At 67.0% G+C, this 23,522-nt stretch carries 23 protein-coding genes and 2 pseudogenes; 14 read left to right on the plus strand and 11 right to left on the minus strand.

All coding sequences use genetic code 11. The features are described 5' to 3' along the window. Positions 1–2 precede the first annotated feature (2 nt). Positions 3–1,235 (minus strand): glycosyltransferase, encoded by a 1,233-nt coding sequence (locus VLI63_RS10520; RefSeq protein WP_409156815.1) that lies wholly within the window; start codon positions 1,233–1,235, stop codon positions 3–5. An 86-nt stretch (positions 1,236–1,321) separates the two neighbouring features. Between VLI63_RS10520 and VLI63_RS10525 the strand changes: the two genes are divergently transcribed. Beyond that, the gene (locus tag VLI63_RS10525) at positions 1,322–1,750 is read left to right on the plus strand and encodes a hypothetical protein (RefSeq protein ID WP_409156816.1); all 429 of its coding nucleotides are present in this window, start codon (positions 1,322–1,324) and stop codon (positions 1,748–1,750) included. A gap of 68 nt (positions 1,751–1,818) precedes the next feature. After that, positions 1,819–2,595, plus strand: a pseudogene (locus tag VLI63_RS10530) (SDR family NAD(P)-dependent oxidoreductase); the annotation flags it as partial. A gap of 133 nt (positions 2,596–2,728) precedes the next feature. Here VLI63_RS10530 and VLI63_RS10535 read toward each other — a convergent pair. Continuing rightward, the gene (locus VLI63_RS10535; protein ID WP_409156817.1) at positions 2,729–3,556 is read right to left on the minus strand and encodes an endo alpha-1,4 polygalactosaminidase; all 828 of its coding nucleotides are present in this window, start codon (positions 3,554–3,556) and stop codon (positions 2,729–2,731) included. A 314-nt stretch (positions 3,557–3,870) separates the two neighbouring features. Further along, positions 3,871–5,286 carry an amidase gene (locus VLI63_RS10540; protein ID WP_409156818.1) on the minus strand — a complete coding sequence of 472 codons (1,416 nt, stop codon included), beginning with the start codon at positions 5,284–5,286 and terminating at the stop codon, positions 3,871–3,873. 36 nt (positions 5,287–5,322) lie between these two features. Here VLI63_RS10540 and VLI63_RS10545 point away from each other — a divergent pair, with 36 nt between their 5' ends. Then, positions 5,323–6,543 carry an LCP family protein gene (locus VLI63_RS10545; RefSeq protein WP_409156819.1) on the plus strand — a complete coding sequence of 407 codons (1,221 nt, stop codon included), beginning with the start codon at positions 5,323–5,325 and terminating at the stop codon, positions 6,541–6,543. 22 nt (positions 6,544–6,565) lie between these two features. Here VLI63_RS10545 and VLI63_RS10550 read toward each other — a convergent pair whose 3' ends face one another. Further along, entirely contained in the window at positions 6,566–6,931 is a 366-nt protein-coding gene (locus tag VLI63_RS10550) for a hypothetical protein (RefSeq protein ID WP_354575098.1), read from the minus strand. Between the two features lie 95 nt (positions 6,932–7,026). Here VLI63_RS10550 and VLI63_RS10555 point away from each other — a divergent pair, with 95 nt between their 5' ends. From VLI63_RS10555 to VLI63_RS10565, 3 genes and pseudogenes are all read left to right on the plus strand, one after another. Beyond that, entirely contained in the window at positions 7,027–7,356 is a 330-nt protein-coding gene (locus tag VLI63_RS10555) for a multidrug efflux SMR transporter (protein ID WP_185203159.1), read from the plus strand. Between the two features lie 79 nt (positions 7,357–7,435). Next, a pseudogene (locus tag VLI63_RS10560) lies at positions 7,436–7,535 on the plus strand (TetR family transcriptional regulator); the annotation flags it as partial. Then, positions 7,532–7,897: a hypothetical protein gene (locus VLI63_RS10565; protein WP_409157236.1), complete on the plus strand. Its 366-nt coding sequence runs from the start codon at positions 7,532–7,534 to the stop codon at positions 7,895–7,897. The pseudogene VLI63_RS10560 and the gene VLI63_RS10565, both read left to right, overlap by 4 nt. Here VLI63_RS10565 and VLI63_RS10570 read toward each other — a convergent pair. Genes VLI63_RS10570 through VLI63_RS10580 form a run of 3 tightly spaced genes read right to left on the minus strand, consistent with a single transcriptional unit; the run spans position 7,890 to position 9,670 of the window. Next, entirely contained in the window at positions 7,890–8,468 is a 579-nt protein-coding gene (locus VLI63_RS10570; protein ID WP_185203155.1) for a GNAT family N-acetyltransferase, read from the minus strand. The two genes, VLI63_RS10565 and VLI63_RS10570, sit on opposite strands and share 8 nt — an antisense overlap. A gap of 9 nt (positions 8,469–8,477) precedes the next feature. Next, positions 8,478–9,182, minus strand: a complete 705-nt coding sequence (locus VLI63_RS10575) for a uracil-DNA glycosylase (protein ID WP_409157237.1) — start codon at positions 9,180–9,182, stop codon at positions 8,478–8,480. Further along, a complete protein-coding gene (locus VLI63_RS10580; RefSeq protein WP_409156820.1) occupies positions 9,179–9,670 on the minus strand; it encodes a phosphoribosyltransferase in 492 nt (163 codons plus the stop codon). Before VLI63_RS10580 ends, VLI63_RS10575 begins: the two co-directional genes overlap by 4 nt. Positions 9,671–9,754: 84 nt before the next feature. Here VLI63_RS10580 and VLI63_RS10585 point away from each other — a divergent pair, with 84 nt between their 5' ends. Continuing rightward, positions 9,755–11,230, plus strand: coding sequence for an MFS transporter (locus VLI63_RS10585; RefSeq protein ID WP_409156821.1), 1,476 nt, complete (start codon positions 9,755–9,757; stop codon positions 11,228–11,230). Here VLI63_RS10585 and VLI63_RS10590 read toward each other — a convergent pair. After that, a complete protein-coding gene (locus tag VLI63_RS10590; RefSeq protein ID WP_409156822.1) occupies positions 11,202–11,993 on the minus strand; it encodes an SDR family NAD(P)-dependent oxidoreductase in 792 nt (263 codons plus the stop codon). The genes VLI63_RS10585 and VLI63_RS10590 overlap by 29 nt on opposite strands. Before the next feature lie 51 nt (positions 11,994–12,044). On the opposite strand from VLI63_RS10590, the gene VLI63_RS10595 reads away from it, so the two are divergent. Further along, positions 12,045–13,160 carry an acyltransferase family protein gene (locus VLI63_RS10595; protein ID WP_409156823.1) on the plus strand — a complete coding sequence of 372 codons (1,116 nt, stop codon included), beginning with the start codon at positions 12,045–12,047 and terminating at the stop codon, positions 13,158–13,160. A 21-nt stretch (positions 13,161–13,181) separates the two neighbouring features. On the opposite strand, the gene VLI63_RS10600 is transcribed toward VLI63_RS10595, so the two are convergent. Beyond that, positions 13,182–14,768 (minus strand): MFS transporter, encoded by a 1,587-nt coding sequence (locus tag VLI63_RS10600; RefSeq protein WP_409156824.1) that lies wholly within the window; start codon positions 14,766–14,768, stop codon positions 13,182–13,184. Beyond that, positions 14,765–15,343: a PadR family transcriptional regulator gene (locus tag VLI63_RS10605; protein ID WP_409156825.1), complete on the minus strand. Its 579-nt coding sequence runs from the start codon at positions 15,341–15,343 to the stop codon at positions 14,765–14,767. The genes VLI63_RS10600 and VLI63_RS10605 overlap by 4 nt, the downstream gene beginning before the upstream one ends. A 152-nt stretch (positions 15,344–15,495) precedes the next feature. Between VLI63_RS10605 and VLI63_RS10610 the strand changes: the two genes are divergently transcribed. The 6 genes from VLI63_RS10610 to VLI63_RS10635 all read left to right on the plus strand — a co-directional run bounded on the left by VLI63_RS10610 (position 15,496) and on the right by VLI63_RS10635 (position 22,146). Next, complete coding sequence (locus VLI63_RS10610; protein ID WP_409156826.1) at positions 15,496–16,824, plus strand: bifunctional o-acetylhomoserine/o-acetylserine sulfhydrylase; 1,329 nt, start codon at positions 15,496–15,498, stop codon at positions 16,822–16,824. A 112-nt stretch (positions 16,825–16,936) separates the two neighbouring features. Continuing rightward, the gene (locus VLI63_RS10615; RefSeq protein ID WP_409156827.1) at positions 16,937–18,142 is read left to right on the plus strand and encodes a homoserine O-acetyltransferase; all 1,206 of its coding nucleotides are present in this window, start codon (positions 16,937–16,939) and stop codon (positions 18,140–18,142) included. Between the two features lie 137 nt (positions 18,143–18,279). Next, positions 18,280–18,942 carry a response regulator gene (locus tag VLI63_RS10620; protein WP_409156828.1) on the plus strand — a complete coding sequence of 221 codons (663 nt, stop codon included), beginning with the start codon at positions 18,280–18,282 and terminating at the stop codon, positions 18,940–18,942. Between the two features lie 72 nt (positions 18,943–19,014). Next, complete coding sequence (locus VLI63_RS10625; protein WP_409156829.1) at positions 19,015–20,172, plus strand: sensor histidine kinase; 1,158 nt, start codon at positions 19,015–19,017, stop codon at positions 20,170–20,172. Next, positions 20,169–21,422 (plus strand): hypothetical protein, encoded by a 1,254-nt coding sequence (locus VLI63_RS10630; RefSeq protein ID WP_409156830.1) that lies wholly within the window; start codon positions 20,169–20,171, stop codon positions 21,420–21,422. The genes VLI63_RS10625 and VLI63_RS10630 overlap by 4 nt, the downstream gene beginning before the upstream one ends. 37 nt (positions 21,423–21,459) lie before the next feature. Beyond that, positions 21,460–22,146 (plus strand): response regulator, encoded by a 687-nt coding sequence (locus tag VLI63_RS10635; protein WP_409156831.1) that lies wholly within the window; start codon positions 21,460–21,462, stop codon positions 22,144–22,146. A gap of 43 nt (positions 22,147–22,189) precedes the next feature. Here VLI63_RS10635 and VLI63_RS10640 read toward each other — a convergent pair whose 3' ends face one another. Further along, the gene (locus VLI63_RS10640; RefSeq protein WP_409156832.1) at positions 22,190–23,485 is read right to left on the minus strand and encodes an MFS transporter; all 1,296 of its coding nucleotides are present in this window, start codon (positions 23,483–23,485) and stop codon (positions 22,190–22,192) included. Positions 23,486–23,522: the final 37 nt, after the last annotated feature.

Raw genomic sequence — 23,522 nt, forward strand, 5'->3', positions numbered from 1 at the left:
ACTCAGCCGAAGCTCGCGTACACCCCGATGAGCGCGGTGGCGGTGGCGGCCCAGGTGAATCCCTCGGCGTAGTGCCGGGCGAATCCAGACAGCCGCTGAAGACCGGCCCCGTCGTCGAGCAGGGAGACTGTCGCCTGCGCCCAGGCCCGGGGGTCTCGCGAGTCGACGAGCAGCCCGGACACTCCAGAAGACACCGACTCGACCAGGCCGCCCCCGCGGAATGCGATCACCGGGGTGCCGCTGGCCGCAGATTCAAGTGCCACGAGGCCGAAGGTCTCCGAGTGCGAGGGCACGAGAGTGACCGTGGCGATGGCGAGGAGGTCGGCGAGGCGCTCCCGCGACAGCGCCCCGGCGAATCGCACCTCCGCGAGCACTCCGAGTTCGGCGGCGATCGACTGCAGGGATGCCGCATAGCCGTCTTCTCCGGGAGTCGCCTCCCCCGCGACCACGAGTACCGCGGCGGAGTCTCGCAGAGCATGCAACTCGGCGAGCACCCGGATCGCGAGTTCCTGGTCCTTGAGCGGCTGCACCCGGCCGACGACGGCGATGATCGGGCGCCCGGCGGCGATCCCGAGTTCGCGACGCACGCGCGAGTCCGCCGCATCCGCCCGCGTCGGCGTGAAGAGTTCGACGTCCACGCCGGGCGGAATGACCAAGACCCGATCAGCAGGCGCTCGCACCGCGTCGATGAGTGATGACACCTCGGCGGACGAGCCAGCGACGATGGCACTCGCCTGGTTCGCGAGATACATCTCGGTGAGCAGTCTTCTCTCGGGTTCTGAAGTCTGCCCGGGCGCGAGGTTCGCATTCTTCATGGCCCCGAGGGTGTGGAAGCTCTGCACGAAGGGCAGCCCCAATTCGAGCGCGACGGGCAGAGTCGCGAGCCCGCTGAGCCAATAGTGGGCGTGGATGATGTCGTAGCGCGGTGAGGTGCGGCCCGTGAGCTGCGCCACCGCCTCGCCGAACTCGTCGGCGACCTCGCCGAGCCGATCCTTCGCGATCACTCCCCGGCCCCCGGCCGCCAGTTCGTGGAGCACGACGCCGTCGGCAAGGGAGGTGACGGCGGCACTGCCGGTGGCCCGGGTGATGAGGTCGACCTCGACCCCGCGCGCCGCCAACTCCGTCGCCGTCGCGAGCAGCGACACGTTCATGCCGCCGGAGTCTCCGCTTCCCGCGAGTGCCGCGGGCGAGGTGTGCATCGAAACGAGCGCGACTCGGTGCACTGTGCCGGTCATGGGTACACCGCGATCATATGAACACTGTAGGGGTGCCGCCCGAGCGGTGGCCGAGCGGGGGCACTCGAGGGGTGTAGAAACGACTCATGCCCACCACGACCCGAGCGCTGCAGCGCGCCATGGTGCGGGTGGTCGACCTGGGCACCGTGTTGCCCGGACTCCGGCTCGTGATGCTGAGCCCGCTTGTCGCCCGCCCGGGGTATTGGTTCGCGAGCCTGTGCGGGCTCGTCTGGGGCGGCATCCTCAGCCGGGGTCGCCTGGCGCGGGCTGGCGGAGTGATCGTCGCCCGAGGTTGCCCCCGCTGGGCGTTCGGTCGCGGCGGAACGACGATCGGTGCCGTCTACCTCACCCATGACAACGATTCCGCGCACGTCTTGCAACACGAAGCGGTGCATCGGGCGCAGTGGAAGCACTACGGCCTCACGTTCATCCCGCTCTATGTCGCAGCGGGACCAGTCGCCGAACTCAACAGGTTCGAAGTAGAAGCAGGACTAGAGAAAGGGGGCTACCGATGAGCGGAGCCAGCGCAGAACTGAGTGGCAGGGTCATCGTGATCACGGGAGCGAGTTAGGGACTCGGCCGTGCCGCGGCAATCGAACTCTCGACCAGGGGCGCGACGGTCGCGGTAGTGGGTCGCAATGCCGAGCGCACCCGGGCTGTCGCCGAAGGGGTGGGCGGATTCCCGTTCACCGCGGACTTCGACAGTCTGGCCGCGGTGCGCACCCTCGCCGAGGAGCTGCTCGCGAGCTATCCGCGCATCGACGTGCTCGCGAACAATGCGGGCGGGCTGGTGAGCACCCGCGGGCTCTCCGCCGACGGTCACGAGCGCACGTTCCAGCACAATCATCTCGCGCCGTTCCTGCTCACAAACCTGCTGCTCGAGCGGCTCGCCGAGAGCGCCGGCCGGGTGATCTCCACCGCCAGCGGGGCGAACATGTTCTCGCGGCTCGACCTCGACGACCTCGACTGGAAAGGTCGCGCATATGCCGGCGGCTGGCTTCCTTACGGCACGAGCAAGCTCGAGACGATCATGTTCATCCGGGAGCTCGCGCGAAGAACTGCCGGCACCGGGGTCGACGCCTTCTCGTTCCATCCGGGCTTCGTCGCGACCGGTTTCGGCGCGGACTCCGCCCTGCTCAAGTTCGGACAGTTCCTCAGTCGCGGCTCGCTCGGGATCAGCCCGGAACAGGGAGCGGCCCCGCTCATCCACCTCGCGGCCGAGCGCGACATCGCCTCGCCGAGCGGCACCTACTTCGACGGCCTCAAGCCGGACGGACGGGAGCGAAAGAGCGCCTCCGATGCCGAGCTGTGTCGGCGGTTGTGGGAGCAGAGCGCCGAGATGGTCAAGCTGCCCGGCTGAGAATCGGTCTACGCGTTCTCCGGCGGCCGGTGGAGACACGCGCTGCTCGAGACCGACCTCGAGTTCTTCGCCTGATCCCGGGAGGCCACCGGGTAACCGTGGGACCCTCGCAGGGCACCCGCGCGGTCCCTCGCTAGCAGTACTCGTAGCGGTAGGCCGACTGTCCCTTCGCCACCACATCGCGGTCGCGCAGGATCACCGAGATGGACTTGCCCTGGGCCGCGCAGGCTTTCTTGTAGGCGCTGCGGGCGTTGTCCGTGTATTCGATCTCGATGACGTGGTTACCGTAGGGCCCCGAGTAGCTGCCGCACTCGGAGTAGACCTGGCACTCCTCGGCGATGGCGAAGTTGAAACCGACCGAGGTCTTGCCGGTGGTGCCGAGCTCCGACGTGTTCTTCTGGGCGATGGCGAGGCCGATGGAGTGGGCGTGGGTCGCGAGCAGCTTCGCGTAGGCCACGTTGTCGGCCTTGGTCAGCTTGTTCAGCGACCGGGTCCAGGAGTCGAGGTTGTCGGGCTCGATGGCCTGGTAGCCCTTCGTCTTGCACCCGTCGATCCAGCGGTTCACGATCTTCGAGATACTGGTGCGCTTCGCCGCGGTGGAGGTGTCGAGGATGAACTCGCCCGGCCAGTCTGGATCCGTGAGGTTGGTGCCGTTGGCACGCTTCACGAGCAGGTTGCTGTGGTTCGAGGTCCAGAACGAGGCTTCATCGGGCTGGGTCTGGTACGCGTTGACGTAACAGATGTTGTACTTGCCGGCGACCGGACTCGCACTGCGGTCGCGATCGACGATCGATACCGATCCTGAGGGCGTATAGGCACCACCGATCTGATAATCAAACTGGCCGTTGACCGGGGGAAGGGCGACCGTCGCCGCCTGCGCCGAGTGGGCCAGACCGGCGCCGAGCACGATGGCGGTGACCGCCAGAGCCGCGGCGGCGGCAGTCCGAAGTGAAGGTCTCATGGTCGTCGCCTATCCCCGGTTGCCCCGCCTCGAGCTGCTCCCTGGCGATGTGTGCCGGATCGTGCCCTCAGGGTGCGCCGGCTGGGTTCTCCGTGATGCGCCAAGGATAGGGACGACGCGGGTGGCGGGCAAGAAACGCGCACTCCGCCTGACCGAACTCGCAGCGCCGAGCATCGCCGGGAAAATCGATTCGGGAGTGGTTGGGAGTTGAAACCGACCCAGACCACAATAACCGCCGACTCGATTCGAACCGGCCCGAACGGCGTCGCTCCGAGTGCCCGCTCGAACCTCCGGACCAGCGATCCCCCGGCCCGTCACCACTGGGGAGGATGCCGCCGCTGCCACTGCAGCCGACGTTCGAGTTGCGCGCCGATGGCCAGCAACACATGCTCACCGCCCGGCCGGCCGACAAGCTGAACCCCCATCGGCAGGCCCTCGGCGGTCTGGGCGACGGGCAGGGTGATCGCGGGCAGCCCCGTGACGTTCGCGAAGGAGGTGAAGGGCGTGTACTGCACCTGCTGGGCGAAATTGCGCTCCGCATCCTCCGCGTCGTACCAGCCGACCGGACGGGGCGTCATCGCCAGGCTCGGGGTGATCACCGCGTCGAACCGGCGGAACTGACGGATGATCGACCGCTCGAACTCGACGAGAGCACCGAGGGCGCTCGACAGCTCCCTGGCGGACACCTGCCTTCCCCGCAGCACCAGCCACTTCGTGAGCGGCTCGAGAAGCTCGAGCTGCTCTCCCTCCGCGGGGATGCCAGCGGCACCGGCCTGCCAGATGGTTCGAAAGTTCGGGGCGTAGGACTCGTCCGGTTCGAGAGCGAACTCCTCGATGCCGTGCCCGACCGCGTCGAGCTCAGACACGGCGAGGGCGAGGGCCGCGGATGCTTCGGGCGCGATCTCGATGTCGTAGGCGTCGTCCCACGGCGAAGTCGTCATCACGCCGAGCTGGAACCGACCCTCACCGCGCACCGCGGCGTTGAGCAGTGCTCCACCGTCCCAGCGCGGCGCCCGAACGGTGAAGGGATAGTCGCCGCCCTCGATGAGGGCATCGAGCAGCATCGCGGCATCCGCCACGGTGCGCGCCAGCGGGCCGGGTACGACAAGGCCGCCGAGGGAGCTCAGCCCCGTGCCGCTTGGCACGAGGCCGCGGGAGGGTTTGAGGCCGACCAGGCCGCATGCCGCCGCGGGAATGCGAACTGAGCCGCCGCCGTCGGAACCGGGCGCGAAGGGCAACAGTCCGGCCGCGACCGCCACGGCGGCACCCCCGCTGGAGCCACCAGCTCCGAGGGCGGTGTTCCAGGGAGTGCGCGCGGGCGGAGCGACAAGACTCTCGGTGTAGGAGGGGAGGCCGAACTCCGGGGCGCTGGTCTTACCGAGGCTCACTGCGCCCGCGGCATTCAGCGCCTCGACGATGGCATCCGAGCTCTCGGGCACGAAGTCGCGCATGAGACGTGATCCGTAGCCGGTGCGGACCCCGGCCCGGTTGACGAGGTCCTTGTCGCCGAGCGGGAGCCCCCAGAGCGGTGCGGTCTTGGGCACCCGGGACGCGAGGGAATCCGCGCGTTCGATGGCGGCCTCCGCGGTCACCGTGACGAAGGCGCCGAGATGGCCGTCGAGCCGTTCGATGCGGTCGAGGTAGTGCCGGGTGAGCTCGACGGGAGTGACCTCGCCGCGCTGCAACCAGTCCCATTGCTCCTGGGCACTGAGGTGGTGGAGTTCGAACACCCTTCGAGCCTAGGTCGTCGGCTAGGGTCTGGTGCTATGCCCAGCTCCCGCATGCCTCCCGTTGCCCGCCACGGCCGACTGCCGCGCTCCCGCCCCGCGGTGACGGTGCTCGGCTTCATCGCTTCCGCGCTCGCCGTGGTGCTCGTCAGCGCAGGGGCCGTCGCCGGCTTCGCTGTCTACGACGTCGCGAAGAGCGTCAAGCCGGGAGTGAAACTCATCGGGCAGACCGAGGGTCCCCCGCCGGATATCGGAAGTTTCGAGGGAGGCATCAACGTGCTGGTCGCCGCGAGCGACAGCGGTGGCGGGGATGTGGGCACCTATGGCAAGCGTGGAGAGCACCTCAACGACGTGACCATGCTGCTTCACGTCTCCGCCGACCACAGCAACGCGACAGTCGTGAGCTTCCCCCGCGACCTCATCGTGCCGATCGCGTCCTGCCCGAAACCCGAGGGCGGCAACTTTCCAGCCCAGACCAACAAGATCAATGTCGCGCTCACCTACGGCGGGTTGCCCTGCATCGTGAAGACCGTCGAGAATCTCACCGGCCTCACGATCCCCTACGCGGCCCTCACCGAGTTCCAGGGAGTGGTCGGGCTCTCCAATGCCGTCGGCGGAGTCACGGTCTGCATCGCCAAGGCGATCCACGACGAGCAGATCCACTTCGACCTGGATGCCGGGCAGCAAACACTCGTCGGCCAGGATGCGGTGCAGTTCCTCCGGGTGCGCTACGGCGTCGGCGACGGCAGCGACCTCGCCCGTATCAGCAACCAACAGCTCTTCCTCTCCGCGCTCGTGCGCAAGATCAAGACACCGGAGACCCTCGGCAACCCGGTGAAGGATTACGCGCTCGCCAAGGCCGTGATCGACAACACCACCCGCTCCGATTCGCTGAACAACCTGACGACCCTGGTGAGCATGGCCCTCGCGGTCAAGGACATCAGCTTCGACAAGGTGGTCTTCGTCCAGTACCCCGGCAGCTATGGTTCGGCGGCCGGCCAGAACGGGGTGCTGCCGATCCGCAGCGCGGCAGAGGTGCTGTTCACCGCGTTGAAGAACGACCAGCCGGTCTCGCTCACCGGCAAGACCGGAGACGGCACGACGACCGATCCTTCGGCGACGACACCGCCGAATCCGGCGGGCTCCACGCCCCCGAGCGGGGCAGCGACGGGTGCGCCGGGAGTCGCCCTGCCGAGCAGCGCGACCGGGCAGACTGCGGCGCAGGCGACCTGCACGAAGGGGCAGCGCGCAAAGGGCTGAGTCGCCTGGTGCGGCCGGTCCGCTATTCGAGCTCGAGTCGGAGCTGACGCAGGAGGGTCTCGAAGGCGGCAGGAGCATCCGCCACGACCCGACGCCCGGTGAAGCGCCCGAGCGAGCGAGCGGTCTGTGCCACGTTCAACATGACGTGCTCGACATGCGATCCGCGTTCGTCCGGGACCACCCGATACTCGCCGCGGTACCACCAGCCGCCCTGGGACACGATGAGGAACGCTGAGGGATCAGCGAGGTAGAGGCTGTCGGAGGATTCGCTCGGGCGGAAACGGGCGTCGAGTGCTGCGAAGACCGCGGCAGGCCTGGCGCGCAGATGACCGCTCAGGGTGTGGAGCACGAGATAGCTCTCGGGGCGGCTGCGAGGCGCTTCGGGCATCCCCCGACTGTAGCGCCCGCGTGGCGACGCATCTGCACCGGGGATTCCCCCGCATCGATATTCTGGTACATTTGTACCAATCTTAGGAGTACAGCATGGGATATCTCTTCCTCGCCGGTGCGATCGTGGCCGAAGTGATCGCGACCACGGCCCTCAAGTTCGCCACCGGGGATGGCGCGAACAAGATCGTGCCCTACGCGATAGTGACCGTTGGCTACATCGCCGCCTTCGCCATGCTCTCCCAGTCGCTCACCAAGGGAGTGCCGCTCGGAATCGCCTATGCGATCTGGGCCGGCGTGGGAGTCGTGCTGGTGGTCGTGATCAGCTGGCTGTTCTTCAAGGAGCCTCTCACCCTCGTGCAGATCGCCGGAATGGTGCTCGTGATCGGCGGCGTCACGATGCTCGAACTCGGTGGGAAGCACTGACGTGGTCACCACCACCGCGAAGGGAGAGGCCCGGCGGATCGCTCTGCAGGATGCGGTGATCCGGGTGCTCGAGATCGGCGGACCGGGCGCCGTCACCCACCGCGCTGTCGCGGCCGAAGCCGGCGTGCCCCTCGCGGCAGCCACCTACTACTTCGCCAGCATCGACGATCTGCTGGTGAGTGCGCTGCTCCGCGTCACAGAGCAGCAGGTCGCCCTGTTCGCCCACCTCGACAACGGATCCCTCACCGATGCCGCAGCCGTGCTGCGGCAGTGGGTGTACGGCTCCCGGGCCTCCGCCATCGCGCAGTACGAGCTCCTCTTCCTCGCCATGCGCCGCGACGGCCTGAGGGAGGCGGCAGACATCTGGTACCGCTCGCTCGAGGACGCGATCGACCCCTTCGTGCCCGATCCCCGCCGCGCCCGGGTGGTCGCGCTCGCCATCGACGGGCTCATCCTGCGGATGCTCTGGCGCGGCGAGCCGGAGTCGGTGGCGGAGGTGGAAGCGGCGCTGCGCGACATCCTGCAGTCTGCTGTTACTTGAGCGATTTCTGCATGAGCACCGTGCCGAGCCAGCGCTCGAACTTGAAGCCGACCTTCCCCATGCGACCGATCTCCTTGAAGCCGAAGTCCTGGTGCATCTTGATGGAGGCCTCAGCGCCGCGATCGGCGATGACGGCGATGATCTCCTTGAGCCCGGCCTGCTTCGAACGGGTGATCAACTCGCCCATCAGCACCTTGCCGAGCCCCTTGCCGGTCGACGCCGCACGCAGGTAGATCGAGTTCTCCACGGTGAAGCGGTAGGCTGCCTTCTCCTTCCACGGGTACACGTAGGCGTAGCCGAGGATCTGCTGGCTCGGGCTCTCCGCGACGAGGTAGGGCATCCCCAGCTTCTGCAGGTGCTGGAACTTGGAGCGGGTTGCTCGGAGGGTGAGCGGGGTCTCATCGAAGGTGACAGTGGAGTTGGCCACGTAGTGGTTGTAGATCTCCCGCACGTCCGGCATGTCTTCGAGTCGCGCATCCCGAATCGAATATTCGAAGGGCACCTCGAGCGGGGGCAGGTTGCGCTGCGCCTCCAGCGGACGGTGAGTGGCCTGGTATTCCTCCTCGAGCATGAACCGAGCTTACGCCGGGATCGTCCAGTCGATCGGTGAGGCTCCCTGCGACAGCAGTGAGGCGTTGGCCCGGCTGAAGGGGTGCGACCCGAAGAACCCTCCCCCGGCCGACAGAGGGCTCGGATGCACGGACTTGATCACGGGCACCGAGCCGAGCATCGGCTCGAGGGAGATGGCATCTTTTCCCCACAGGATCGCCACGAGCGGTCCGCCGCGATCGGCGAGCGCATGGATCGCCGTCGCCGTCACGGTCTCCCACCCCTTGCGACGGTGCGAGCCGGACTTGCCCGGCTCGACGGTCAGCACGCGATTGAGCAGCATGACCCCCTGGTCCGACCACGCGCTGAGGTCTCCGTGCGATGGCGGCGTGACCCCGACGTCGCTCCGCAGCTCCTTGTAGATGTTCCAGAGGCTCCGCGGAATCGGCCGTACGGCCCGGTCGACGGCGAAGGAGAGTCCGATCGGATGCCCGAGCCCCGGATACGGATCCTGCCCGACGATGAGCACGCGCACCCGCGAAAGCGGAGCAGCGAATGCGCGGAACACGTTCTCCTCGGCAGGAAGATATCCGCGACCGGCCGCGACCTCGCCGTCGAGGAATTCCTGAAGCTTCGAGATCACCCCGGAGACCGGCCGGAGCGCACTCGCCCATTCCGGGTCGATCGAGCGGGTCAGAACCGAGGGAGTCGACTCCGCACCTCTGGCGTCGGTCACCCGGTGACCGGCGGAAGGGACGACCACGGGAACGCGATCCACTTGGATGTCCTGCGCCACACGAAGTCGGGCTCGAGCACGGTCTGCGGCTTGGAGTAGAGACAGAGGCTGCGCACATCCGCCCTCGCCTTGACGAGCAGTTCGAGCACCATCGCGAGGGTGCGGCCGGAGTCCGAGACGTCGTCGACCAGCAGCACCTTCTGCCCGGAGACGGAGGGTGTGTCGAGCATCGGTGACAGCAACACCGGCTCGGCGAGACGCAGGTCCACCCCGGTGTAGAACTCGACGTTGATGGCGCCGCAGCTCTTCACATCGAGCGCGTAGGCGACCGATCCGGCGAGCAGCAGGCCTCCGCGGGCGATGGCCACGACCATGTCGGGCACGAATCCGCTCTCGTGCACCTGGGCCGCCAGATCGCGACTCGCCTCGCCGAACTCGTCCCAGCCCAGGATCTCGCGATCCGGGGTGTGCTCCTCATCGATTGTCATAGCTTCACGCTAGCGGCTGCCCGGTACTCCCGAGAACGCGCGGTGTGCTTCTTGCCGCCGCCGGTCGACCACTAGCATCCGATCATGACAACAGTGCGTGCGAAGGCTGGGGCGATCACCTTCGGCCTGATCGGCTACCTGTTCCTGGTCGAGATCGTGAGCGGCATCCTGCAGGGCTACTACGTGCCTCTGATCAGCGACCTGGTGAAGTACCTCCAGATCCGGGATGCCGATTTCAACTGGTTCGAAGCGGCACAGCTGCTGCTCTCCGCGCTCGTCGTGCCGATCCTGGCGAAACTCGGCGACATGTTCGGACACAAGCGCATCCTGCTCGTCTCGACGGTGCTCACGGCCGGGGCGAGCTGGGCCCTCGTCTTCGCCGACAACTTCACCACCTTCCTCATCGCCTGGGCCCTGCAGGGCTTCTACGTTGTCTGGCTTCCGCTGGAAGTGGCACTCATCTTCGACCGTGGCCGCCGCACCGGCAGGGGCGCGTCGCAGACCCGGCGGGCGGCCGGTTTCCTCGTCGTCGCGCTCGAGGCCGGTGCGATCGTCGGCGCTTTGCTGGGGGGACGGGTTTTCGGATGGTTCGGAAACAACGTGCCGCTCACTCTCGCCGTCCCGGCGATCGCCGTCACCCTCGTCTTCTTCGCGGTGCTTTTCGGTGTGCCGGAGTCGACTCCGCTTCCAGGGCGACGCCTCGATGTCGTCGGTTTCAGCCTGCTCACCATCGGGCTGTTGCTGATCACTTCAGGCCTCACCTTCCTCCGGCTCAACGGGCTTGCGGCGTGGTGGGTGTACATCCTCATCGTGCTCGGACTGCTGGTGTTCGTGCCGTTCGGGCTCTACGAACTGAAGCAGGATGACCCGGCGATCGACCTGCGGGTGCTTCGGCAACCGAACATGTGGCCGGTGCAGCTCACCGCCGGTCTCATCGGCATCAGCCTGCTCGGGGCGCAGGCCCCCCTCAGCGCGTACGCCGGCACCGACCGGGCGAACGGCTACGGCCTCGGTCTCGACTCCGGCGACCGCTCCACCCTCATCGGGGTCTACCTCATCTCGATGATCGGAGGTGCGCTGCTCTTTCCTCTCGTGTCCCGCTGGCTTTCTCCGCGGGTCGCCCTCATCATCGCCGCCTTCCTCGTCGCCACCGGGTACCTGTTGTTCGTGCCGTTCCACCTGGAGACCTGGCAGGTGTTCCTCAACATGTTCATCGCCGGCATCGGATCCGGAGCGCTGGTGGGCGCGATGCCGGCGGCCGCCGCGGCGGCGGCACCTCGCGGGCAGACCGGCATCGCTGCCGCGCTCACCAACACGACCAAGACGATCGGCGGGTCGTTCGCCTCGGCGATCTTCGGGATCGTGCTCGCCATGGGCGTGCTCACCGCGGCAACGACGACGGCCTCGAGCCTCAGCGGCTATCTCACCGTGTGGATCATCTGCGGCGTCGGCGCCCTGGTGGCCGCCGTCCTGCTCTTCTTCGTTCCGAAGCTCGCCTTCGCGGATGTGGCCGACGAGGTGGCGTCGAGCACTACGCCTTCGGTGCGAGAGCTCCCCTGATCACCTTGTGCGGGGCCGCCTGTGCCACCGGCTTGATCGTCACGAGGTCGAGGTTCACGAATCCGGGAAGTTCGATCGCGTGCACGATCGCCTCGGCGATGTCTTCGGCATGCAGGGGGTTCGCCACGTTGTCGTAGACCGCATCGGCCCGTGCCTGGTCTCCTGCAAAGCGCACGAGGGAGAACTCGTCGGTCTTCACCATGCCCGGCGCGACCTCGAGCACCCGGATCGGCTCACCGGCGAGTTCGAGCCGCAGCACGCCGACCAGGGCGTGCGCGGCGAATTTCGCGGCGTTGTATCCGCCGCCGCCCTCGTAGGCGATGTGGCCCGCGATGGAGGTGACAGTGAGAATGTCCGCATGCGCGACGCCCGTGGCATCAGGCAGCGCGGCGGCGGCCCGCAACAGCGGAAGCAGCGCGCTCGTGACCCGCTTGACGGCCACCACGTTCACGTCGAACATGCGCACCCAGTCCTCGGCATCGCTCTCTTCGACCGAGGCCATCCCGAAGGCGCCACCCGCGTTGTTGACGAGCGCGTGCACCGGGCCGAGGTCCGCGAGGAACTCCCGGAGTGCGTCGACCTGCGCCTGGTCGGTGACGTCGGCGGTGAAGATGTCGGCTCCGGTCTCCGCGGCGAGCGCCTCGAGACGATCGGTTCGGCGGGCGACACCCACCACATCCCAGCCGCGGGAGCGGAACAGGCGTACCGTCGCCGCTCCGATTCCCGAACTCGCTCCGGTTACCACCACGCGTCGTGACGTCACTGCTCTCCCTCGTCGGCCCCTCTCCAACCGTAGCGCGGCTATGGTGTTCGCATGACGAGCACCGCCACCGCCCCCGCCCCACGAAAGCAGCGGGTTCCGCTGTGGGACAACGGGCGGTTCGCCTGCGTCGCGCTCGTCGTGGTCGGGCACGGAGTGCAGCGGCTCACCGCCGACAACGATCACGCTCTCGTGGTCTACCTGTTCATCTACGCCTTTCACATGCCGGCATTCGCCCTGATCAGCGGCTACTTTTCGAACGCTGCCCCACCGAGTTCCCGCCAGATGAAGCGCGTGATCACCGACATCCTGTTGCCGTACGTGATCATGCAGACGATCTGGACCGTCGTGCAGTACCTGGTGGAGGGCAGGACGAGCGCCAACCCCACCACGCCGCACTGGACGCTGTGGTTCCTGCTCGCCCTCGGGGTGTTCCGGCTCGTGCTGCCCTATCTCGTGCTGCTGCGCTGGCCGTTGCTCTGGTCCGTGCTGTTCTCCATCGGAGTCGGGTACTTCAGCAATGTCGACAGCACCTTCTCGCTCTCGCGGGCCATCGGCATCCTGCCTTTCTTCGTGCTCGGCTGGCAATTGCGCCAGTGGAAGCTCGTGGAGAAGTGGCATGTGATCGAGCGGCAGACGTGGCTCATCCGCGGGGTCGCGATCGCGATCTTCGCCGCGTGGGCGGCCTCACTCGTGCTCTTCCTCGACTTCTGGAAGTCGATCGACGTGCACTGGCTCTTCTATGACGACTCGTACGACGGACTGGGCCAGACCGACTGGTGGGCCGGGCTGGTGCGACTGGCATTCCTGCTGCTCGCGACTCTTCTGAGCGGCGCCTTCTTCGTGCTGGTGCCCCGCTCGGAGACCTGGATCACCGGCTTCGGCCAGGCCACCATGTACGTGTACCTGCTGCACAGTTTCATCCTGTATCCCCTGCGCGAGACAGGGATCCTCACGAACGATCCGACGCCCGATCTGCTGCTCGTCGCCATGATCCTCGCCGGCATCGCGATCTCGATCGCCCTCGCGAGCCCTCTCATTCGTCGCATCTTCCGGCCGATCATCGAGCCGAAGCCGCGCTGGTTGTTCATCGAACTCGATACCGGAAAAGAGAGAAAGCCGGCCGGACCCTCGCGAAAGGATCCGACCGGCTCGACCCGGGACCGGTGACGGGTGCGGCACGACTCCGGATCAGTGCAGGTTGACCCGCTTCGGCAGGGTGAAGACGAGCGCGAGGGCGACGATCGCGAAGATCGCACTCACCAGCATCGATACGGTCGCCGCATCCCCGAAGTGGGTTGCGAGACTCGACTGGGAGATCTGGGAGCCGAGTGCTTTCGCCGCAGCCGCCGGAGTCGCGTAGTCCCCGCTCTTCATCGCCTCCGGGAGCGCCTTGGCCACCTTGTCGGCGATCTCCGTCTTGAGCCCGGCGAGATTCGCCACCCCGAAGAGAACGCTCGATACCACGGCGATGCCGATCGCGCTTCCGATGCGCTGCATCGTGCCGATGACCCCGCTCGCGGCTCCCGCCTCGGTGCGGTCGACAGTCGCCACGATGAATCGGGAGTTCGGCGCGATGAAGAAGCCGTTGCCGAATCCGGCGATGGCGAGCGGGCCGAGCAGAATCCAGTTGGTCAGGTCCGTGGGCTTCACCGTGAGGAAGATGATCCACAGGGCGATGAGGCCGACGGCCACCAGGGCGGCACCGAGCACCAGCACGTTGCGTCCGAGCTTCTGGGCGACGCGATCACTCTGAGACGCTCCGATGATATTGGCAACGGCAAAGGGAATGGACACGAGGCCGGACTCGAGCGCGGTGTGCCCGAGGCCCGCCTGCCAGAGCAGCGAGATCGTGAAGAAGATGCTGGTGAACGCGGCGAAATACACCAGCGCGAGGATGGTGCCCCCGGTGAATGCGGGGTGCGAGAAGAGATGCGGGGGAACCAGAGGTGATGACCCGCGGCGAGCGAGCCTCAGCTCCCACAACGCGAACAGCACGATCAGAATCGCGCCTCCGACCAGCGAGAGGTAGGTCCAGAGCGGCCACCCCTCATCCTGACCCTGGATCAGGGGAACGAGAATCGCGACGAGACCGCCGGCCAGCAGCAGAAGGCCGATGACGTCCATCGATGCCTTCTCCCCCGCAACGAGCTTCGGGAGCACGATCACCGCGGCGACCAGCGCGATGACGCCGATCGGCAGGTTCACGAAGAAGATGTACCGCCATCCGGTGGCCGTGCCGAGGGCCTGGATCAGGAGACCGCCGACCACCGGCCCGAGCGCGGAGGAGACTCCGAGCACGGCGCCGAGGATCGCGAAGGCCTTGCCCCGCTTCATCGGCGGGAAGAGCAGCTGGATGAACGCGGTGACCGGCGGGAAGAAGATACCGCCGCCTGCCCCCTGGAGCACGCGGGCGACGATCAGTTCGGTGGAGTTCTGGGCGAGCCCCGCGAACAGGCTCGCAACCGTGAACAGCGCGAGCCCCGTGAAGAACACCCATTTGTGGCCGTACCGGTCGCCGATTCGACCGGCCGGGATCAGCACCAGGCCGAACGCGAGGGCATAGCCGGAGATGATCCAGGCCAGCGTCGCCTCGTTGGCGTTGATGCTGTCCCGGATGGTGGGCAGGGCGACATTCACGATGGTGGTGTCGAGCAGCGACATGAAGAGCCCGATGAGCAGCACCGCGAGGGATCCCCAGGCGCGCTTATCGGTCACTCCGCGGGGCGCGACCCAGGACGGTGGTCGGTTGGCTGTCGCCTCGGATGTTTCGGTCATTGTTTGAGTCCTTTCGCGGACCTCTTGGTCAGTTCGTCAGAGATGATCTCGGGCAGCGCCACGAGGAGACGGTGGTGCCAGGCGATTTCGCCCTGGAGTTTGGCGAGCTGGTGGCTCATCGCCCACTGCTCGGATTTCCACAGGTACTGGTCGACCTGCTTGTGGTGTGCGGCGGTGTCCTCGAGCAGACGCTCGAGAGCCGCGATGCGGGTACCGATGATGCCCTCGAGCTCGTCGAGGCGATCGGGATCGAGGCGCGAGAGCGCGAGATCGAAGGCATCCGGATGCAGTTCGAAGAACTCGAGACCCTCTCGCCGCAAGCCGTCGAGGGCAAGGGAACCGGAGGCCGTGACGTCGTAGACGTGGCGCTCGGGATAGTTGCCCTCCCGCTCGGTGCGCACCACCTCGATGAGACCCTCCGCGGCGAGGCGCTTGAGCACCCCGTAGACCGCCCCGACTGTGAAGTCGGTCCACTCGTCGATGTGCTCCTGCTCGGCCAGCACGCGCAGCGCGTGGCCGTGCATCGCTCCGCGATCGGCGAGCGAGCCGAGCACGAAGAGACGGATGGATGACACTCGAGTACTCTCGCAAAAGTAGTCGCATGTGTCAATGTGGCGCCTGCGCACTATTACGCCGGATGTCACGCGCCATTGATCCCCGACGGAGCCCTGCCTAGGCTCGCCTGTGCGAGCGATTACCCTGCCCGCACTACTTTGAGGAGAGACCCATGAGCGACAACGCGGCCGACTGGAAGTTCGAGACCAAGCAGATCCACACGGGTGCGGCACCCGATCCCGTGACCAATGCTCGCGCGACTCCGATCTACCAGACCACCTCCTACGTCTTCAACAGCGCCGAGCACGCCAAGAACCTGTTCGCCCTCGCCGAGTTCGGCAACATCTACACGCGCATCCAGAACCCGACCCAGAACGTCGTCGAGGAGCGCGTCGCGGCTCTCGAGGGGGGCACCGCCGCCCTGCTCGTCTCCTCCGGCCAGGCCGCGGAGACCATCGCCGTGCTCAACATCGCCGAGGCGGGCGACCACATCGTCTCGTCATCCTCGATCTACGGCGGAACCTACAACCTCTTCAAGTACACGCTGAAGAAGCTCGGCATCGAGACGACCTTCGTCGAGGACCAGGACGACGCCGCAGAATGGGCCGCCGCCGTTCGCCCGAACACCAAGTTGTTCTTCGCCGAGACCATCGGTAACCCGAAGATCAACATCCTCGACATCAAGAAGGTCGCGGAGGTCGCGCACGAGAACGGCGTTCCGCTCATCGTCGACAACACGATCGCGACGCCGTACCTGATCCGCCCGTTCGAGCACGGGGCCGACATCGTCGTGCACTCTGCGACCAAGTTCCTCGGCGGTCACGGCACCGTCATCGGCGGAATCATCGTCGACGGTGGCAAGTTCGAGTGGTCCAAGAACGTCGAGAAGTTCCCGGGCCTCACGGAGCCCGACCCGTCGTACCACGGTGCGAGCTACACCACCGTGCTCGGCGATGGCATCGCCTACATCATCAAGGCTCGCGTGCAGCTGCTTCGCGACCTGGGCTCCGCGATCGCCCCGGCGAGTGCCTGGCAGCTCATCCAGGGCATCGAGACCCTGAGCCTGCGCATCGAGCGTCACGTGCAGAACGCTCAGGCCGTGGCCGAATGGCTCGACAACCACGACGACGTCGCCTCGGTCAACTACTCGGGACTGCCGTCGAGCCCCTGGTATGCCACGGCCAACGAATACGCCCCCAAGGGCGTCGGGGCGGTGCTGTCGTTCGAGCTCAAGGGCGGAGTGGATGCCGGAGCAGCCCTCGTCGACAGCGTCAGCCTGTTCAGCCACCTCGCCAACATCGGAGACGTGCGCAGCCTGATCATCCACCCGGCGTCGACCACCCACTCGCAGCTCACCCCGGAGCAGCAGCTCACCTCGGGCGTCACGCCCGGCCTCGTGCGGCTCTCGGTCGGCCTCGAGAACATCGACGACATCATCGCCGACCTCTCCGCGGGACTCGCGGCGGCTCGCGCCGTCACGAAGGCGGCGCAGAGCGCGTAACGATTCCGGCGGTCGAGTGGCGTGCTGCGGCACTCCTCTCGACCGCCGTCGTCTGCGGCCGAACCGTAACAAAGGTCGTTCCCCCGGCAGAACTTGCGATACTTGCTGAGACATGGATTGGCAGACTTCCGAGGACACGGTCCCATCGAGCTTCGTGACCGAAGCGAACACGCGGGCGATGATCGGCAAGCCACCGGCGACCGGAGCGTGGCGAGAGGGCGACAACCCCGGCGACCGCCTCTTCGTCTCCATCGGTGCCCAGCAGTTCGAGCGCGGCGGCGGCATCCCCTCCGGCCGCATCGCCTACGAGACCTGGGGCGAACTAGACGCCGACCGGGGTAACGCCGTCCTGGTGCTCCACGCACTCACCGGCGACAGCCACGTGGTCGGGTCCGCGGCCCCGGGACATCCGACCGCCGGATGGTGGTCAGCCATCATCGGACCGGGCAAGGCCGTCGACACGGATCGCTGGTTCGTCGTGGCTCCGAACATGCTCGGGGGCTGCCAGGGCAGCACCGGGCCCGCATCCCTCGCCCCCGACGGGCGCGAGTGGGGAGCACGGTTTCCCTACCTCACCATCCGCGACCAGGTCTCCGCGCAGGCCGCGCTCTCCGACGCGATCGGCATCGAGCGCTGGGCGGCCGTGATCGGAGGGTCCATGGGAGGCATGCAGGCCCTCGAATGGGCCATCGGACATCCCGATCGCCTCGATCGTGTGGCGATCATCGCCGCGCCGACCATCTCGAGCGCCGACCAGATCGCACTCAATTCGGTGCAGATCGAAGCGATAACCATGGATTCGAAGTTCGCCGACGGCGACTACTACGAGAATGCGGATGGCGACGGACCGTATCGCGGGCTCTCGCTCGCCCGCCGGATGGCCCTCCTCAACTACCGCTCTCCCACCGAGCTCAACGACCGGTTCGAACGAAGTTGGCAGTCGAGCGTGAGCCCCCTCGGCGCCGAGGGCAAGTTCGCGGTGGAGAGCTACCTCGATTTCCACGGCAACAAGTTCACCCGGCGTTTCGATGCCAACAGCTATGTGCTGCTCGTGCAGGCGATGAACTCGCACGACATCGGTCGGGACCGCGGTGGTGTGGCGGCCGCCCTGTCCCGAGTGACCGCGAAGAACGTCGTGCTCGGAATCGACAGCGACAGGCTGTTCCCCCTCGCCGACCAGGTCACGATCGCTGCCGGCGTCTCTGGCAACATCGACGGTGGCCTGGCCGTGGTCATCCACTCCGAGTTCGGTCACGACGGATTCCTCATCGAAGACGGGTTGGTCGGCCCGGAGCTCACCCGTTTGCTCGAGTCCTAGCCCCCGAGGCGGTATCAGGGCCGTTCTGGGGGCAGCCCCCGGCACCCGAGCGACTGTCAGTTTGACTATGCTGGGTGTACAGAGTGGTCTGTGCCAGCACCCGAGCTGGCATGTGCCACGGGGGAAAGTCGGTCGAAGTGATTCACAAGCGAGAGAAGTCTGCCTTCATCCGAGTTGCGATCGTCGATGATCACCAGCTCGTGGTGGACGGACTCGTCGCGCACCTGCATTCGCGCCGTCACGGCATCCATGTCGCCATCGGCGAGTCCAGCTGGGCGGGGCTTTTGGCGCACCCCGAGTTCCCCGTGGACGTAGTCGTGCTTGACCTCAACCTCGACGACAACGTCCCCATCGGCGCGAAGGTACGGGCCCTCAACGCAGCCGGCTCCAGCACCATCGTCATGAGTCGCCACGCGGAGTCCTCCTCCGTCCATGGCGCGATCAGGGCAGGCGCACTCGGCTTCGTGCCGAAGACCGAGTCGGCTGATGAACTGGTGCGCGCGATCCACTCCGCCGCCGCGGGCCACCGTTACGAGAACGGTCCTCTCGCCGGAGCGCTGTCCGGCGACGGCAAGGCCCTGGATCCCGGTCTCGGCCGCCAGGAACTCCGCGCGATCATGCTCTACGCCTCCGGGCGTTCCATCCGTGAGGTCGCCGGAGACATGGGAACGACCGAAGAGACGGTCAAGTCCTACATCAAACGCGCGCGGCGCAAGTATCGGGACATCGGCATCGACCTCGGGACCAAGATCCTGCTGAGACGCCATGGCATCCGCGAAGGCTGGCTCACCCCGGAGTAGATGGCGCTCGGGTGTGATGCCACCGACGGTGTCGTGCCCCCGCGGCGAGTGTCGATGTGTGACTATTGCTCTGTGGAACTCATCGCCAAGGAGCGCGATCGACTTCTGCAGCGATCCGCCCGCTTCATCGGCCTCGGCTCGACAGCGGTGGCCCTTGTCTGTTTCTCGGTGCCGGGAGTGCTGCAACTGGCGACGCTGCTCTCCGCCCTCCCGCTGTTCGTGGTGCTCGCGTTCAGCCTGTACCGCGTCGGCGTGAACCAGTCCCTCGTCTGGATCGTGCTCGGCATCCTGTCGGGGCTCGGCATCCTGTTCGTGGTGCAACTCCCCGGCGAAGACCAGGCGAGCAGCTCCCTCGGCACGGCGATCGTGCCCCTGGCCGCCGGTGCGATCGCCTCATTCGCGGTGGTCCTCACGGCAAGCGTCGGGAGGATCGTCCTTCTGGTCGTCGCCTTCCTCGCCACCCTCGTGCTCGCGGAACTGGCCATCCCCGGACCCGTCTCGGTGCAGGATGCGCAGATCATGATCGGCTGGGTGCTCGCCGCCGTCTTCGGGTATTGGCTCTCGGCCAGCATCCCTCGGGCCGCCCGCCGCATCTACAGCATCGGGCGAGCCCACAGGGCCGAGCGCCAGGCCAGCGAGACCGAGGCCCAGCGTCGCCAGGGCGCAAGGCTCCTGCACGACACCGTGCTCGCCACCCTCACCCTGCTCGCCCACTCCGGTGTCGGGGTCGCGGCATCCGCCCTCCAGCAGCAGTCCGGCGAAGATGCGCGGCTCTTGCGCCAACTGAGGCTCGGAGCGACTCCCGTTCCCCAGTCGTCGGGTGTCTACAACCTGGAACCCGTCGAGGAGACCGCTCTTGGCACCACCCTCGAATCGGTGAAACAGCGCTTCGGGCGCATGGGCCTCGAGGTCAGCTGGCACGGCACCGGCCAGGTGCTTCTCCCCAGCGACGTTCTCGACGCGTTCCTGCTCGCCCTCGCCGAGTGCCTGGAGAACGTGCGTCGGCACGCCGGGGTCACCGACGCTCACGTCACCATCACCGATGACGAATCCACGGTGCGGGCGATGGTCACGGACGCCGGAGTCGGGTTCAACATCTCGGACATCGATGAGGCGCGACTCGGTTTCAAAGACTCCGTCGTCGCACGTCTGAAGGACGTCGGCGGCAACGCGCGACTGTTCTCCTCTCCGGGCGCCGGCACCACTGTCGTGCTCGAGGTGCCCAAGTGACCGACTACGCCCGCCCGGAAGAGAACACCCTCGGGGTCATCCTCGGCAAGCGCAACCGTGCCGGGGTGCCGGCCGGTTCCACCGCCGGACGCGCCATGCGCCAGGCCAGCGCGCGCGGGGCCAGTCTCGGCACCGGCTACCTCGGCGTCGGCGCGAGCGTGCTCGCCGGTCTCCAGGCCGTGTACGGCATCGGTATGTTCGTGAGCCACGCCGGGGAGTATCCCTTTATCCTGCCCGCGGCGCTGGCGTGGGTGGTGTACGCGCTCGCGCTCGTCGGCGTCGCCACGACCATCGCCACCCGGGGCGAACAGATGCCCGACTGGCTGTTCGGTACCTTCCTGATCGGCCTGGCGGGCGTGGTCGCATTCGACCTCATCGCCATCTGGTCGCTTCATGACGTCGGTCGCTACGCCACCGCCGCCGCGTCCGCCGGTTTCGGGCTGCTCGCCGCGCTCACCCTCCGTCGCAGCCGCGAGTTGCTCGCGGTTGCATCAATTCTCGGAATGACCCTGTTGGTGGCAATACTCCTGACCACGAAACTGACCCCGCAGAGCATTCCCGCCCAGATCCTCCTTCTGGCGACAGCGGTGATGCCTGTGGTTTTCGGAATCTACATCGTGCGGCGTTTCCGTCGCATCGTGCAGCTGGAACTCGACCGGGTACTCGTGCAGAGCACCGTCTCCGCGCCGCGCTTCGCCGTCGGCATGCTCGCATCGGAGGAACTCGCGCGGCTCGACCTCGCCGCCGAGGAACTCCTCGAGTCAGTCGCAACGGGACGCACCAAGCTGCCCCTCTCCCCCAAAACGGCGTCCACCGCGGCATCCCTCGCCACCGAGCTCAGGCTGCACCTCATCGAGGGCCGTCGCGAGACCTGGCTCTATCACGCGATCACCGAGTCCGAACAGTTGGGAAAGTCCGTGACCCTGGCCGACCGCGGAAGTCTCGCCGGCCTGCTCGCTCCGCAACAGCGCGACGGCCTGCTCGCCGCGGTCTGGCTGCTGGTGAGCGATCAAAGCAAGTCGAGTCCGACCGCGCAACTCACCATCGGGCCGGTGACGGCCATCCCGGAGCCGGGGTCGAAGACGATCACGGTGCCGCTCGTCATCACCACAACCGCCGTGCCGCGCAGCCGGGTGGATCCCGCCACCTGGGATGCGATCGGCAAAGTCGGCAGATTCCTCGACTCCACCCAGAACTCGAGCCTGCGTGTCGAGATCGAGTGCATCGTCACCAACCCCGCCGACCAATAGCATCGAAAGAGTCGCGTCCACAGAATGGAAGGCCCCCGTGCCAGACAGCTCCGTCCCCCCCACTGACGATCGAATCCGCCTCGCACTGGTCGATGACCACAAGATGTTGCTCGGTGCGCTCACCGAATGGATCCGCAACGCCGCATCCGACATCAACATGGTCGCCGCGGTGTCCACCTGGCCGGACCTCCTGACACACACCGAGTTCCCCGTGGACGTGGTGCTTCTCGACCTCGACCTCAAAGACAACATCCCGATCTCGCTGAAGATCTCGACGCTCAAGACGACCGGGGTGAAGACGGTGCTCATGAGCACCTACTCGGAGCCGAACGTCGTGCGCGAGGCTCTCGCGGCCGGAGCCCTCGGCTACCTCGTGAAGAGCGAGGATGCCGAGATGATCGTCGAAGCCATCCGGGCCGCCTCCCAGGGCGACTCCTTCGTGTCCGCCGAACTGGACCTCGCCCTCAACGCCAGCGATGTCGGCGGCGCGCCGAAGCTGAGCGCGCAGGAGCGCCGGGTGATGGCCCTCTACGGCGGCGGCGAGCCGGTGAAGGCCGTCGCCTTCCAGCTCGGGATCTCGGAAGAGACCGCCAAGAGCTACCTCAAGCGAATCCGTGAGAAGTACCGCGTCGCGGGAATCGATGTCGGCACCAAGGTGGCGCTGCGCAAGCGCGCGATCCAGGACGGCATCCTGATCTCGACGGACGCGCCGAACAGCTTCTAGCGCGGTGCGCGGATCTCCCGGATCTGCGACCCGGGAGTCCGGGCTACTCCGCCGCGAGCGGCACGATGGGATGCTCGCGCCGGCTCGCGAGCGAGCCGCCACGGCTGCGCTGCAACAGCACGCTCCACGTCACGAGGGCCAGTCCCGGCGCGCACAGCATCAGGCCGACCCACACCGGGGAGATGTAGCCGAGCCCCGCCGCGACCGTGAGTCCGCCGAGGTACGCGCCGAGGCTGTTGCCGATGTTGAGGGCAGAGTGGTTCGCCGCCGCGGCAAGCGTCTGGCTGTCGTCCGCGACATCCATGAGACGCGTCTGGATGGCGGGCGAGATACCCGCCGCCGCGACACCGACCAGGAAGACGAAGACGAAGAGTCCGGGAACGAGGTGGGCCGTGAGGGCGAGCCCGGCGAGCGACACGACAAAGAGGCCGAAGAACGAGTAGATCGCGCGCACGACGTTCTTGTCGGCGGCCCAGCCACCGATGATGTTGCCGAGCGTCATCCCGAGCCCCACCACCACGAGCACGATCGGCACGAAGATCGGGGCAAGTCCTGCGACGTCCGTCGAGATCGGCGAGATGAACGTGTACACGCAGAAGAATCCGCCGAAACCGATCGCGCCGGTGAGCAGCGTGAGCCAGACCTGCGAGCGTCCGAAGGCCTTCAACTCCCGCTTCATCGTCGCCGATGCATCCCCCGGCTGTGTCGGGAGCAGCAGCGCGAGGGCGACGAAGGTCAGCCCGAAGATCACGGCTACGGCGAAGTAGGCGACCCGCCAACCGGCCTGCTGCCCCAGGAAGGTGATGGCGGGCACACCGATCACATTGGCGATCGTGAGCCCCGACAGAACGTAGGCGACTCCGGCCCCGCGCTTGCCGGGCCCCATCAGGGAGGCGGCGACCAACGACGCGATGCCGAAGTAGGCGCCGTGGGGCAGTCCCGCCAGAAACCGGGCCGCGAGCACGAGCCCGAAGGTGGGCAGCACCGCGGACAGCACCGTGCCAACGGTGAATGCGGCAGCGAGTACGAGCAGCAGCTTCTTGCGCGGGAACCTCGCGGCGAACGCGGCAATGGTCGGCGCGCCGACCACGACGCCGAGCGCGTAGGCCGAGGCGAGCCAACCCGCCTGCGCGTTCGCGATCTCCGGCGAACGCGAATACAGCTGCGGCAGGAGATCGTGCGCGATGTTGGGCAGCAGGCCCAGCACGACGAATTCGGTGGATCCGATTCCGAATCCTCCGAGCGCGAGAGCGAGCAGGGCGAGGCGCGTCCGGGCGGGAGACAGGGTTTTCACGAAGATGACGGGCCGTTCGGGGATCGAGGGAGTGCGAAGACTCACCGTCGAGCATCGTCGGGTGCATCGGCGACGCTCCCTG

The sequence above is a fragment of the Lacisediminihabitans sp. H27-G8 genome (assembly GCF_046156175.1).
Classification (GTDB): Bacteria; Actinomycetota; Actinomycetes; order Actinomycetales; family Microbacteriaceae; genus Lacisediminihabitans.